The 14,176-nt window shown below is 68.8% G+C and carries 8 protein-coding genes; all 8 read right to left on the reverse strand.

All coding sequences use genetic code 11. The features are described 5' to 3' along the window. Positions 1 to 48 precede the first annotated feature (48 nt). The 8 genes from tuf to FXF50_RS20140 all read right to left on the reverse strand — a co-directional run bounded on the left by tuf (position 49) and on the right by FXF50_RS20140 (position 14,038). Complete coding sequence (gene tuf, locus FXF50_RS20100) at positions 49 to 1,242, reverse strand: elongation factor Tu (protein ID WP_148430091.1); 1,194 nt, start codon at positions 1,240 to 1,242, stop codon at positions 49 to 51. A 214-nt stretch (positions 1,243 to 1,456) separates the two neighbouring features. Continuing rightward, complete coding sequence (gene fusA / locus FXF50_RS20105; RefSeq protein ID WP_148430094.1) at positions 1,457 to 3,553, reverse strand: elongation factor G; 2,097 nt, start codon at positions 3,551 to 3,553, stop codon at positions 1,457 to 1,459. 75 nt (positions 3,554 to 3,628) lie between these two features. Next, complete coding sequence (gene rpsG, locus FXF50_RS20110; RefSeq protein WP_088647009.1) at positions 3,629 to 4,099, reverse strand: 30S ribosomal protein S7; 471 nt, start codon at positions 4,097 to 4,099, stop codon at positions 3,629 to 3,631. A gap of 1 nt (position 4,100) precedes the next feature. After that, the gene (rpsL, locus tag FXF50_RS20115) at positions 4,101 to 4,475 is read right to left on the reverse strand and encodes a 30S ribosomal protein S12 (RefSeq protein WP_007465318.1); all 375 of its coding nucleotides are present in this window, start codon (positions 4,473 to 4,475) and stop codon (positions 4,101 to 4,103) included. A 532-nt stretch (positions 4,476 to 5,007) separates the two neighbouring features. Next, on the reverse strand, positions 5,008 to 5,430 hold the full coding sequence (locus FXF50_RS20120) for a hypothetical protein (protein WP_148430123.1): 423 nt from the start codon (positions 5,428 to 5,430) through the stop codon (positions 5,008 to 5,010). A 739-nt stretch (positions 5,431 to 6,169) separates the two neighbouring features. After that, the gene (locus FXF50_RS20130; protein ID WP_148430096.1) at positions 6,170 to 6,538 is read right to left on the reverse strand and encodes a hypothetical protein; all 369 of its coding nucleotides are present in this window, start codon (positions 6,536 to 6,538) and stop codon (positions 6,170 to 6,172) included. A 99-nt stretch (positions 6,539 to 6,637) separates the two neighbouring features. After that, on the reverse strand, positions 6,638 to 10,525 hold the full coding sequence (locus FXF50_RS20135) for a DNA-directed RNA polymerase subunit beta' (RefSeq protein ID WP_148430098.1): 3,888 nt from the start codon (positions 10,523 to 10,525) through the stop codon (positions 6,638 to 6,640). Between the two features lie 81 nt (positions 10,526 to 10,606). Continuing rightward, a complete protein-coding gene (locus FXF50_RS20140; protein ID WP_148430100.1) occupies positions 10,607 to 14,038 on the reverse strand; it encodes a DNA-directed RNA polymerase subunit beta in 3,432 nt (1,143 codons plus the stop codon). Positions 14,039 to 14,176: the final 138 nt, after the last annotated feature.

Below are 14,176 nucleotides of genomic sequence, written 5' to 3' on the forward strand. Positions count from 1 at the left end.
ACTAGTATGCCGCACGACCGGCGGCGACGCTAATCGGGGTTACCCAGCTCACTTGATGATGTTGGTGACGCGACCAGCGCCGACCGTACGGCCACCCTCCCGGATCGCGAACTTGAGGTTTTCCTCCATCGCGATGGGCTGGATCAGCTTCACGGTCATCGTGGTGTTGTCGCCCGGCATGACCATCTCGGTGCCCTCGGGCAGCGTGACGACGCCGGTGACGTCCGTGGTCCGGAAGTAGAACTGCGGACGGTAGTTCTGGAAGAACGGGGTGTGCCGGCCGCCCTCCTCCTTGGAGAGGATGTAGACCGTGGCCTCGAACTCCGTGTGCGGGGTCGTGGTGCCCGGCTTGATGACGACCATGCCGCGCTCGACGTCCTCGCGCTTGATGCCGCGGAGGAGCAGACCGACGTTCTCGCCGGCCCGGGCCTCGTCGAGCAGCTTGCGGAACATCTCGATGCCGGTGCAGGTGGTCTTCATCGACTTCTCGCGGATGCCGACGATCTCCACCTCCTCGTTCGGCTTGAGGATGCCACGCTCGGCGCGACCGGTGACGACGGTGCCACGACCGGTGATCGTGAACACGTCCTCGATCGGCATGAGGAACGGCTTCTCGGTCTCGCGCTCCGGCTGCGGGATCGCGGTGTCGACGGCGTTCATGAGGTCCATGAGCTTGCCGGTCCACTCGGGGTCACCCTCGAGGGCCTTCAGCGCCGAGACCCGGACGACCGGCAGGTCGTCACCCGGGTACTCCTGCGACGAGAGCAGCTCGCGCACCTCGAGCTCGACGAGCTCCAGGAGCTCCTCGTCGTCGACCATGTCGCTCTTGTTGAGCGCCACGACGATGTACGGCACGCCGACCTGACGGGCCAGCAGCACGTGCTCGCGGGTCTGCGGCATCGGGCCGTCGGTCGCCGCCACCACCAGGATCGCGCCGTCCATCTGGGCGGCACCGGTGATCATGTTCTTGATGTAGTCGGCGTGACCGGGGCAGTCGACGTGCGCGTAGTGACGCGCCTCGGTCTGGTACTCGACGTGCGCGATGGAGATCGTGATGCCGCGGGCCTTCTCCTCCGGCGCCTTGTCGATCTCGTCGAACGGCGTGTACGGGTTGAGGTCCGGGAACTGGTCGTGCAGGACCTTGGTGATGGCCGCCGTCAGCGTCGTCTTACCGTGGTCGATGTGACCAATGGTGCCGATGTTGACGTGCGGCTTAGTCCGCTCGAACTTCGCCTTCGCCACTGGTGTCCTCCTGTGGACTTTCTTGGTTCGTTCGCCCCGGTGCGCCGGTCGGCGCTTAGGACTCTGTCGACAGCCTTTCCGGCCTGACGGCCGGAGAGCCTTTGTGGGTTCTGCGGCGATGAAGCCTACAGGCCCGGATTCACACGATCCGACCGAGGTGGCCGCGGGCGGGAGAACCCTCCCGCGACCGGCCCCGGATCAACTCAGGTGAGTGTCACTCACCCGTCGCCTTGGCGATGATCTCCTTCGCCACGCTCTGCGGAACTTCGGCGTAGGAGTCGAACTGCATGCTGTAGCTAGCCCGGCCCTGGGTCTTCGACCGCAGGTCGCCGACGTAGCCGAACATCTCCGACAACGGCACCAGGGCCCGGACGATGCGGGCGCCGCTGCGCTCCTCCATCGCCTGGATGATGCCCCGTCGGGAGTTGAGGTCGCCGATGACGTCACCCATGTTCTCCTCAGGGGTGGTGACCTCAACGGCCATCATCGGCTCGAGCAGTGCGGGGTCGGCCTTGCGAGCCGCCTCCTTCATCACCATCGAGCCGGCGATCTTGAATGCCATTTCCGACGAGTCGACCTCGTGGTACTGGCCGTCCAGCAGCGTCAGCTTGACACCCACCAGCGGGAAGCCGGCGAGAATGCCGTACTGCATGGCGTCCTGGGCCCCCGCGTCCACCGACGGGATGAACTCCCGGGGGATGCGGCCACCGGTGACGGCGTTCGCGAACTCGTAGGTCGGCGAGTCGTTGTCCAGCGGCAGCGGCTCGATGCTCACGATCACGCGGGCGTACTGGCCGGAACCACCGGTCTGCTTCTTGTGGGTGTACTCGATCTTCTCCACCTTGCGGCGGATCGTCTCGCGGTACGCCACCTGCGGCTTACCGATGTTCGCCTCGACGTTGAACTCGCGGCGCATCCGGTCCACCAGGATGTCCAGGTGCAGCTCGCCCATGCCGGAGATGACCGTCTGACCGGTCTCCTCGTCCAGCTTGACGCGGAAGGTCGGGTCCTCCTCGGCCAGCCGCTGGATGGCGGTGCTGAGCTTCTCCTGGTCGGCCTTGGTCTTCGGCTCGATCGCGACCTCGATGACCGGCTCCGGGAAGGTCATCGACTCCAGGATGACCGGGTTGGCCGGGTCGCACAGGGTGTCACCGGTCGTGGTCTGCTTGAGACCCTGCACCGCGATGATGTCGCCGGCCTTGGCGGAGCTGCGCTCCTCCCGCTTGTTGGCGTGCATCTGGTAGATCTTGCCGATGCGCTCCTTGCGGTCCTTGGTGGAGTTGACCACCTGGGTGCCGGTCTCGACCACGCCGGAGTAGACCCGGACGTAGGTGAGCTTGCCGAGGTGCTTGTCGGTCTGGATCTTGAAGGCCAGGCCCGAGAACGGCTCCGAGGTGGACGGCTTCCGCTGCATCGGGGTCTCGCCGTCGGTGGCGGTGCCCTCGATGGCCGGGACGTCCAGCGGCGACGGCAGGAAGTCGACCACGGCGTCGAGCATGGGCTGCACGCCCTTGTTCTTGAACGCCGAGCCGCACAGCACCGGGTTGGCCTTGCTGGCGATGGTGGCGCGCCGGATGGCGGCCTTGATCTCCTCGACGGAGATCTCCTCGCCCTCCAGGTACTTCTCCATCACCGAGTCGTCGACGTCGGCCAGGGTCTCCATGAGCTTCTCGCGCCACTCGGCCGCGGAGTCGGCCAGGTCGGCCGGGATCTCCTCGATCGCGTAGTCCTCACCCTTCTGGGTCTCCCCGCGCCAGGTGAGCGCCCGCATGTTGATCAGGTCAACGACACCGATGTGGTCGCCCTCGAGCCCGATCGGGATCTGGAGCACCAGCGGGGTGGCGTTGAGCCGGTCGATCATCATCTGCACACAGCGGAAGAAATCGGCACCGGTCCGGTCGAGCTTGTTGACGAAGCACATCCGCGGGACGTGGTACTTGTCCGCCTGCCGCCAGACGTTCTCCGTCTGCGGCTCCACGCCGGCGACACCGTCGTAGACCGCGACCGCACCGTCCAGCACACGCAGCGACCGCTCGACCTCGACCGTGAAGTCGACGTGACCGGGCGTGTCGATGATCTGGATCGTGTGGCCCTTCCACTCACACTTGGTAGCAGCGGAGGTGATGGTGATGCCACGCTCCTGCTCCTGCTCCATCCAGTCCATGACGGCGGCGCCCTCGTGGACCTCACCGATCTTGTACGTGATACCGGTGTAGAACAGGATCCGCTCGGTGGTCGTGGTCTTACCGGCATCGATGTGCGCCATGATGCCGATGTTGCGTACGTTGGCGAGCGCGTCTGCGGCGGCCACTTCAATCCCTACTTATCGTCGTCTAGACACAACTGGTGGCGGTTCCGGCGCCTCGTGGGCGCCGGAACCTGGGTGTTACCAGCGGTAGTGCGCGAAGGCCTTGTTGGACTCGGCCATCTTGTGCGTGTCCTCGCGCCGCTTGACGGCGGCACCGAGGCCGTTGCTCGCGTCCAGCAGCTCGTTCATCAGCCGCTCGACCATGGTCTTCTCGCGACGGGCCTTGGAGTACGTCACCAGCCAGCGCAGGCCGAGGGTGGTCGCGCGGGCCGGACGAACCTCGACCGGCACCTGGTAGGTGGCGCCACCGACCCGGCGGCTGCGCACCTCGAGGGTGGGCTTGACGTTGTCCATCGCGCGCTTGAGCGTGACGACCGGGTCGGTGCCGCTCTTCTCGCGGCAACCCTCCAGGGCGGCGTACACGATGCGCTCGGCGAGCTGACGCTTGCCGCGCATCAGGATCTTGTTCACCAGCTGGGTGACCAGCGGCGAGTTGTACACCGGGTCAGCGACCAGCGGCTTCCGCGGAGCGGGTCCCTTACGCGGCATGTCAGCTCTTCTCCTTCTTCGCGCCGTAACGGCTGCGAGCCTGCTTGCGGTTGCGGACACCCTGGGTGTCCAGCGAGCCGCGAACGATCTTGTACCGCACGCCGGGGAGGTCCTTCACACGACCGCCGCGGACGAGCACGATCGAGTGCTCCTGCAGGTTGTGGCCGACGCCCGGGATGTAGGCGGTCACCTCGATCTGGCTGCTGAGCTTGACACGAGCGACCTTGCGCAGCGCCGAGTTCGGCTTCTTGGGGGTGGTGGTGTACACGCGGGTGCACACGCCGCGCCGCTGGGGAGACCCCTTGAGCGCCGGGGTCTTGGTCTTGGTCGTCTTGGCCTGGCGGCCCTTTCGGACCAGCTGCTGAATGGTGGGCACCGGGTTTCTCCGCTCCCTTCGGCCGCTGCGAGGCGACCGCGCCGTCTGCTCTAGCCGGCCTGATGGACGGCTCTCCTACATTCCAACCAGGGCCACCTGACGGGGGTCCCAGCACCCGCGGTCGGGCGTGTCGCCCGAGTCACGGTCCGGTGCGGTCGCTCGCGCGTCCTACCGGGTTTCTGTCACCGGCGCAGGAAACTCCCGGCGCCAGGTCTTGGGGCTCTGTCGTGCGGCCGCGCGATCACCGGCTGACCGGTTCCAGCGCACGCACGCATTGCCCGGGCTGGCCCGGGCACAAGGGGAAAGAGTACCTACCACAGGCGCGCCGGTCAAAACGGAGCGGTCCTGCAGAACCACGTCGCGGTCCGCCGGCCGATCGCATCGTCCCCGCACGCCCGTCATGGGCACCTACGGTGACAAGTGTACCGGCTTCCCCGGCGCTCGGCCCGGCGGCCCCGGTTCCGCCCGCACCCCCAAGGTCCGGGCATACCGGTCGTAACTGGTCAGCGCGCCGCCCGGCCGGTTGGCCGGCTCACGTGATCTGCACCACCAGGGCCAGCGCGAGCCCGCCCAGGCTGACCAGCAGGCCCACACCCCCGCAGCTGAGCCCCGCCACGGCCAGGCCGCGGCCCGTGAACCGGACCGCCGGCGGCGGCGCCGGCCGCCGGATCTGCCGACGGGCCAGCAGCCCCGTCACGACGGCCGCCGTGCCGGCGATCGCCCCGAGGACGGTGAACGCCCCGGCGGCCCAGGCCCCGCCGTAGTTGGGCCCGGCCACACCGAAGCAGCTGACCAGCAGCGACACCAGGATCGAAGCGATCCCGGTGACCAGCGACCCGATGGCGAGCCCCGAGGTCACCGGCGGCACGTCCAGGTGGACCACCCCGAACGGGGTGCCCGGGACCGCGTCGACCCGCTTCGGCGGACGCGGCGCCTCGCGCGGGGGCGGCGGCAGCGATGCCGGGGGCGCCGATCCCCAGCCTCCGCCGGCCGGCGCGCTCCCCGGCGCGGCCCACCCACCGCCGGGTGCCGGCTGGTTCCCCGGGTACGCCCCGGACCCCGGCCAGCCGGCCGGAGCGGACGGCCCGGAGGGCGGCCCGGGAACGGGCGGGACGCCGTAGCCGCCGTGGTGCGACGGCGAGCCCTGCGGAACCGACGGCCCGGCGCCGTATCCGCCGTGGTGCGACGGCGAGCCGTGCGGGACGGAGGGCCCCGCGCCGAAACCGGCCTGGTGCGGCGGCGCCACGGGTGGAGTCGACGGTCCGGGCGCGCCGGGGACGCCGTAGCCGGCGTGGTGCGGCGGGGAGCCGGGCAGGGCCGGCGGGTACGGCCCGGCGGGCGGCCAGGACCCGGGCGGCGCGGACCGGGGCGAGGTCGACCCGGGCGAGGCGGACCCCGGCGGCGCGGACGCGGGCGGGACGGTCGCCGGCGCGTACCCCGTGGGGGTGGTCTCCGGTGACGCGCCCGAGCCCGCGGCGGGCCCGGCGTCCGGTCCGGCCCAGGGGCTGGCCGGCGGCGGCCCGCCGGCGTCCGGCCCGGTGCCGGGGCGGGTCGGGTCGCCTCCCGGCGGCGAGGCCGGTTCCGTCACGGGGTCCTCCTGTCGACGTGGCTCGCCCGCCGCGCGGCGGACACCGGCCAGGCTACCGTCGCGGGTCTCGCCGGCGGGGCCGGGCGCGGGGCGCTCCCCCGGCGGGTCAGTCGATGTTCGGGGGGAAGTCGTGCCCGGACGGGGCCCCGGCCAGCCGGACCAGACCGATCACCACGGCCGCCACCACGGCCACGGCCGCGAGCAGCAGGCCCGTCCAGGCCAACTGTTCGCCCCGGCGCAGCCAGCCGGCGCCGGTGAGGAAACCGCCCGAGACGTACGCCTCGCGGCGGGCCTGCCGGGCGAGGGTGAGCGCGATGGTCGCGGGCACCACCCCGCCCACGAAGAAACCGGTGAGCGCCCCGATCAGCCCGAGAGCGAAGACCGCGCGCGCCTTGGTCGAGCGGACCGGCTCGGGGTCGAGCGGATGGCGGTGCCCCTGCTGGGCGGCGGGCACCTGCCCGGGCACGGTCGTCATGCCCACCATCATGCCCCGCCGCGCCGGTCGAAGGGTTCACCGCGGCGGGACGCGACGAGGCCCCCGGCGGATGCCGGGGGCCTCGTCGTTTCCTACTGCTTAGCGGTACGACCCGAAGTCGAAGTCGTCCAGCGGCACCGCCTGGCCGCTGGCCGGCCCGAAGCCGTAGTCGGTCTCCGGGTAGCCGGTCATCGAGTAGACCTTGGCCTTCGCCTCCTCGGTCGGCTCGACCCGGACGTTGCGGTACTTGCTGATGCCCGTACCGGCCGGGATGAGCTTACCGATGATCACGTTCTCCTTGAGACCGATCAGCGAGTCGCTGCGGGCGTGGATCGCCGCGTCCGTCAGCACCCGGGTGGTCTCCTGGAAGGAGGCCGCCGACAGCCAGGAGTCCGTGGCCAGCGAGGCCTTGGTGATACCCATCAGCACGGGGCGACCGGCGGCGGGCTCGCCACCCTCGCCGACGAGCCGGCGGTTCTCCGACTCGAACAGCGCCCGGTCGACCAGCACGCCCGGCAGGAACTCGGTCGAGCCGGAGTCGATGACCGTCACCCGCTTGAGCATCTGGCGGATGATGATCTCGATGTGCTTGTCGTGGATGAGCACACCCTGCGAGCGGTAGACCTCCTGGACCTCCTGCGTCAGGTGGACCTGGACCGCGCGCGGGCCGAGGATGCGCAGCAGCTCGTGCGGGTCGATGGTGCCCTCGGTGAGCTTCTCGCCGACCTCGACGTGGTCGCCGTCGTGCGCCCGGAGCCGGACCCGCTTCGAGATCTTGTCGTAGACGATCTCGTCGCTGCCGTCGTCCGGGATGACGATGATCTTGCGGGACCGCTCGCCGTCCTCGATCCGGATCCGACCAGGGGTGTCGGCGATGGGCGCCTTACCCTTCGGGACCCGGGCCTCGAAGATCTCCTGGACACGGGGCAGACCCTGGGTGATGTCCTCACCCGCGACACCACCGGTGTGGAAGGTACGCATCGTCAGCTGCGTGCCCGGCTCACCGATCGACTGGGCGGCGATGATGCCGACCGCCTCGCCGACGTCCACGGTCTTGCCGGTCGGCAGCGAGCGGCCGTAGCACGCACCGCAGACGCCCAGCTTCGACTCGCAGGTGAGCACGCTGCGCACCCGCACCGTCTCCGTCCCGGCGGCGACGATCGCGTCGACCAGGATGGAGTTGATGTCCTGGCCGCGGTGGGCGACGACGGTGCCGTCCGGGCCCTTGATGTCGTCGGCCAGGGTGCGGGCGTGCACGCTGGTCTCGGCGTGCTCGTGCACGACGAGCTTGCCGTCGACCCGCTCGCCGATCTGCATCGGGATGGCGCGGTCGGTGCCGCAGTCCTCCTCGCGGATGATGACGTCCTGCGAGACGTCCACCAGACGCCGGGTCAGGTAACCCGAGTCGGCGGTACGCAGGGCCGTGTCCGCGAGACCCTTCCGGGCGCCGTGCGTGGAGATGAAGTACTCCAGCACGGACAGACCCTCCCGGTACGAGGCCTTGATCGGCCGCGGGATGATCTCGCCCTTCGGGTTGGCCACCAGACCACGGATCGCCGCGATCTGCCGGAGCTGGAGCAGGTTACCGCGGGCACCCGAGTTGATCATCTTCCACAGCGGGTTCTCCTGCGGCAGCGCGGTGTCCATCTCCTTGGCGACCTCGTTGGTCGCCTTGGTCCAGATCTCGATGAGCTCGCCGCGACGCTCCTCGGCGGTCATCAGACCACGCTGGTACTGCTTGTCGATCCGGTCGGCTTCCTTCTCGTACCGCTCCAGGATCTCCCGCTTGCGCGGCGGAGCGATGACGTCCTCCATGCCGATGGTGACGCCGGACCAGGTGGCCCAGTGGAAGCCGGCCTCCTTGAGCCCGTCCAGGGTGGCCGCCAGGGCCACCTTCGGGAAGCGCTCGGCGAGGTCGTTGACGATCGCGGAGAGCTGGCCCTTGCGGATCTCGTAGTTCACGAAGCGGTAGCCCTGCGGCAGCGTCTCGTTGAACAGGACCCGGCCCAGGGTCGTCTCCACCGTCACCGGCTCGCCCTCGACCCAGCCCTCGGGCGCGACCCACGGCTCGGCGCCGGCGCCGTTGTCGACACCGACGATGCCGCGCAGGCGGATCTTGACCGGGGTCTGCAGGTGCAGCTCTCGGTTGTCGAACGCCATCCGCGCCTCGGCGTCCGAGCTGAACGCCCGGCCCTCGCCCTGTCCACCCGGGGTGAGGTGGGTGAGGTGGTAGAGGCCGATGACCATGTCCTGGGTGGGCATGGTGACCGGCTTGCCGTCGGCCGGCTTGAGGATGTTGTTCGACGACAGCATCAGGATCCGCGCCTCGGCCTGGGCCTCGGCGGACAGCGGCACGTGGACCGCCATCTGGTCACCGTCGAAGTCGGCGTTGAACGCGGTGCAGACCAGCGGGTGGATCTGGATGGCCTTGCCCTCGACCAGCTGCGGCTCGAAGGCCTGGATGCCCAGCCGGTGCAGGGTCGGCGCCCGGTTCAGCAGGACCGGGTGCTCGCCGATGACCTCTTCCAGCACGTCCCACACGACCGGCCGCTGCCGCTCGACCATCCGCTTGGCGGACTTGATGTTCTGCGCGTGGTTGAGGTCCACCAGCCGCTTCATCACGAACGGCTTGAACAGCTCCAGCGCCATCTGCTTGGGCAGGCCGCACTGGTGCAGCTTGAGCTTCGGGCCGACCACGATGACCGAACGGCCGGAGTAGTCGACGCGCTTGCCGAGCAGGTTCTGGCGGAACCGGCCCTGCTTGCCCTTGAGCATGTCGGAGAGCGACTTCAGCGGGCGGTTGCCCGGACCGGTGACCGGCCGGCCGCGACGGCCGTTGTCGAACAGCGCGTCGACGGCCTCCTGGAGCATCCGCTTCTCGTTGTTGACGATGATCTCGGGCGCGCCGAGGTCGATCAGCCGCTTGAGGCGGTTGTTCCGGTTGATCACGCGGCGGTACAGGTCGTTCAGGTCGGAGGTCGCGAAGCGGCCACCGTCCAGCTGCACCATCGGACGCAGGTCCGGCGGGATAACCGGGACGCAGTCCAGCACCATGCCGAGCGGCGAGTTGCGGGTGTTCTGGAACGCCGCCACGACCTTGAGCCGCTTGAGCGCCCGGATCTTCCGCTGGCCCTTGCCGGACCGGATGGTCTCGCGCAGGCTCTCGGCCTCGGCCTCCAGGTCCATGTTCTGGACCAGCGCCTTGATGGCCTCGGCGCCCATGCTGCCGGTGAAGTACTCACCGAAGCGGTCGCGCAGCTCGCGGTAGAGCAGCTCGTCGGTGACCAGCTGCTTCGGCTCGAGCTTGCGGAAGGTGTCGAGGACCTCGTCGAGGCGGTCGATCTCGCGCTGGGCCCGGTCGCGGATCTGGCGCATCTCGCGCTCTCCGCCCTCCTTGACCTTGCGCCGGACGTCCGCCTTCGCGCCCTCGGCCTCCAGCTCGGCCAGGTCGGCCTCGAGCTTGGCGGCCCGCTTCTCGATCTCCGAGTCGCGGCTGTTCTCGGCCTGCCGCTTCTCGGCCAGGATCTCGTTCTCGATGGTCGAGAGGTCGCGGTGACGCGCTTCGGCGTCCACGCTCGTCACGACGTACGAGGCGAAGTAGATGATCTTTTCGAGGTCCTTGGGGGCGAGGTCCAGCAGGTAGCCCAGCCGGCTCGGCACGCCCTTGAAGTACCAGATGTGGGTCACCGGAGCGGCCAGCTCGATGTGACCCATCCGCTCCCGGCGGACCTTGGAGCGGGTCACCTCGACGCCGCAGCGCTCGCAGATGATGCCCTTGAAGCGGACCCGCTTGTACTTACCGCAGTAGCACTCCCAGTCCCGCTGCGGACCGAAGATCTTCTCGCAGAAGAGCCCGTCCTTTTCCGGCTTCAGGGTGCGGTAGTTGATGGTCTCGGGCTTCTTGACCTCGCCGTGGGACCACTGACGGATGTCGTCGGCGGTGGCGAGACCGATGCGCAGCTCGTCGAAGAAGTTGACGTCGAGCACTATGTCCCCTATGTCGTCGTCTGTACTGCTTAGCTAACGGGCGGGGTCGGGAGCCGGCGGACCGGCTCCCGACCGCTCGCCTCAGACCTCTTCGACCGAGCTCGGCTCGCGCCGGGACAGGTCGATGCCCAGCTCCTCCGCGGCCCGGAACACCTCGTCGTCGGTCTCGCGCATCTCCAGGGCCACACCGTCGCTGGAGAGCACCTCGACGTTGAGGCACAGCGACTGCAGCTCCTTGAGCAGCACCTTGAACGACTCCGGGATGCCCGGCTCGGGGATGTTCTCGCCCTTGACGATGGCCTCGTAGACCTTCACCCGGCCGAGGACGTCGTCGGACTTGATGGTCAGCAGCTCCTGGAGGGCGTAGGCGGCGCCGTACGCCTGCATGGCCCAGCACTCCATCTCACCGAAGCGCTGGCCACCGAACTGCGCCTTACCACCCAGCGGCTGCTGCGTGATCATCGAGTACGGGCCGGTCGACCGGGCGTGGATCTTGTCGTCGACCAGGTGGTTGAGCTTCAGGATGTAGACGTAGCCGACCGCGATCGGGTCCGGCAGCGGCTCGCCGGAGCGACCGTCGAACAGCTGCGCCTTGCCGCTGCGGCCGATCAGCTGCTTGCCGTCCCGGTTGGGCAGGGTCGACTCGAGCAGACCGGAGATCTCCTCCTCGCGGGCACCGTCGAAGACCGGAGTGGCCACGTTGGTGTCCGGCTCGGACTCGTGCGCCTCGATCGAGCGGAGCTGGCGCTTCCACTCGGTGTCGTCGCCGTCCACGCTCCAGCCGGTCTTGGCCACCCACCCGAGGTGGGTCTCCAGGACCTGGCCGATGTTCATCCGGGACGGCACACCGAGCGGGTTCAGCACGATGTCGACCGGGGTGCCGTCCTCCAGGAACGGCATGTCCTCGATCGGCAGGATCTTGGAGATGACGCCCTTGTTGCCGTGGCGGCCCGCGAGCTTGTCACCATCCTGGATCTTGCGCTTCTGGGCCACGTAGACCCGGACCAGCTCGTTCACGCCCGGGGGCAGCTCGTCGCCGTCCTCGCGGGAGAAGGTACGCACACCGATGACCGTGCCGGTCTCGCCGTGCGGCACCTTCAGCGAGGTGTCCCGGACCTCGCGCGCCTTCTCACCGAAGATCGCGCGGAGCAGCCGCTCCTCGGGGGTCAGCTCAGTCTCGCCCTTCGGCGTGACCTTGCCGACCAGGATGTCGCCGGGGACGACCTCGGCGCCGATCCGGATGATGCCGCGCTCGTCGAGGTCGGCGAGCATCTCCTCGCTGACGTTCGGGATGTCGCGGGTGATCTCCTCCGGGCCGAGCTTGGTGTCCCGGGCGTCGACCTCGTGCTCCTCGATGTGGATCGAGGTGAGCACGTCCTGCTGCACGAGGCGCTGCGACAGGATGATCGCGTCCTCGTAGTTGTGGCCCTCCCAGGTCATGAACGCCACGAGCAGGTTGCGCCCGAGCGCCATCTCGCCCTCGTCGGTGCACGGACCGTCGGCGATGACCTGGCCGGCCTCGACGCGGTCGCCCTCGAAGACGACCGGCTTCTGGTTGACGCAGGAGCCGGCGTTGGAGCGGCGGAACTTGTGCAGCAGGTAGGTGCGGCGGTGGCCGTCGTCCTGGTGGACCGTGATGTAGTCCGCGCAGAGGTCCTCGACCACACCGCCGACCTCGGCGACGACGACGTCACCGGCGTCCACGGCCGCGCGGTACTCCATGCCCGTGCCGACCAGCGGCGCCTCGGCCTTGACCAGCGGCACCGCCTGACGCTGCATGTTCGCGCCCATGAGCGCGCGGTTGGCGTCGTCGTGCTCGAGGAACGGGATCATCGCGGTCGCGACCGAGGTCATCTGCCGCGGCGACACGTCCATGTAGTCGACGGCGGACGGCGCCACGTCCTCGGTCTCGCCGCCCTTACGGCGGACCAGGACGCGGTCCTCGGCGAACGACCCGTCCGACTTCAGCGGGGCGTTGGCCTGCGCCTTGACGAACCGGTCCTCCTCGTCCGCGGTCAGGTAGTCGATCTGGTCGGTGACCCGACCGTCGACGACCTTCCGGTACGGCGTCTCGATGAAGCCGAACGGGTTGACCCGGGCGAAGGTGGAGAGCGCGCCGATCAGGCCGATGTTCGGGCCTTCCGGCGTCTCGATCGGGCACATCCGGCCGTAGTGGGACGGGTGCACGTCACGGACCTCGAAGCCGGCCCGCTCCCGGGACAGACCACCCGGGCCGAGCGCGCTCAGCCGGCGCCGGTGGGTCAGGCCCGCCAGCGGGTTGGTCTGGTCCATGAACTGGGACAGCTGCGACGTGCCGAAGAACTCCTTGATCGCCGCCACGACCGGGCGGATGTTGATCAGGGTCTGCGGCGTGATCGCCTCGACGTCCTGGGTGGTCATCCGCTCACGGACGACCCGCTCCATCCGGGAGAGACCGACCCGGACCTGGTTCTGGATCAGCTCGCCCACGGTGCGCAGGCGCCGGTTGCCGAAGTGGTCGATGTCGTCGGCCTCGTAGCCCTCCTCACCGGCGTGCAGCCGGCAGAGGTACTCCACGGTGGCGACGATGTCGTCCTCGGTCAGCGTGCCGGTGGTGATCGGCACGTCCAGCTCGAGCTTCTTGTTGAACTTGTAACGCCCGACCTTGGCGACGTCGTACCGCTTCGGGTTGAAGAAGAGGTTGTCGAGCAGGGTCTGGGCGTTCTCGCGGGTCGGCGGCTCGCCAGGGCGGAGCTTCCGGTAGATGTCGAGCAGCGCCTCGTCCTGCCCGGCGATGTGGTCCTTCTCGAGCGTGGTCATCATGAGCTCGGACCAGCCGAACTTCTCGCGGATCTGCTCCGCGGACCACCCGATGGCCTTGAGCAGGACGGTGACGGCCTGCCGGCGCTTGCGGTCGATGCGGACGCCGACCGTGTCGCGCTTGTCGATGTCGAACTCCAGCCAGGCACCCCGGCTCGGGATCACCTTGACGCTGGAGAGGTCGCGGTCGGAGGTCTTGTCCGGCTGCTTGTCGAAGTAGACGCCCGGCGAGCGGACGAGCTGGCTGACCACGACGCGCTCGGTGCCGTTGATGATGAAGGTGCCCTTCGGCGTCATCATCGGGAAGTCACCCATGAACACCGTCTGGCTCTTGATCTCGCCAGTGGTGTTGTTGGTGAACTCCGCGGTCACGAACAGCGGGGCGCAGTAGGTCAGGTCCTTCTCCTTGCACTCCTCGATCGAGGCCTTGACCTCGTCGAAGCGCGGAGCCGAGAAGGAGAGCGACATGGTGCCGGAGAAGTCCTCAATGGGACTGATCTCGTCGAGGATCTCCGCGAGACCCGAGCGTGCGTGCGGGTCGTCCGCCGACCGGCCCTGCCAAGCCTCGTTGCCGACGAGCCAGTCGAAGGACTCGTTCTGGATGGCGAGGAGGTTGGGGACCTCGAGGTGTTCGGTAATCCGACCGAAAGAAACTCGGCGGGGCGCGAATGCGCTCGACGTACGACTGGTCTTCGCAGGGCGGGAAGCTGCCAAGATGCGTCCTTCCGAGGACCGGTGCTGCAGAACGGCTGGTACGCGTGCACTCCAATGACCCCACCAGAATTATCCGTAAACGGACATTTCCGAGCAGGGGTCAAGTCGGAAGGCAGCGCAAACTAGCAGTGTAGCCGA

Source organism: Micromonospora sp. AP08 (assembly GCF_008085935.1).
Classification (GTDB): domain Bacteria; phylum Actinomycetota; class Actinomycetes; order Mycobacteriales; family Micromonosporaceae; genus Micromonospora; species Micromonospora chersina.

Coding starts and splice junctions, on each gene's coding strand:
- rpsG (WP_088647009.1), bottom strand. CDS start 4,099: ATGCCGCGTAAGGGACCCGCTCCGCGGAAGCCGCTGGTCGCTGACCCG.
- FXF50_RS20130 (WP_148430096.1), bottom strand. CDS start 6,538: ATGACGACCGTGCCCGGGCAGGTGCCCGCCGCCCAGCAGGGGCACCGC.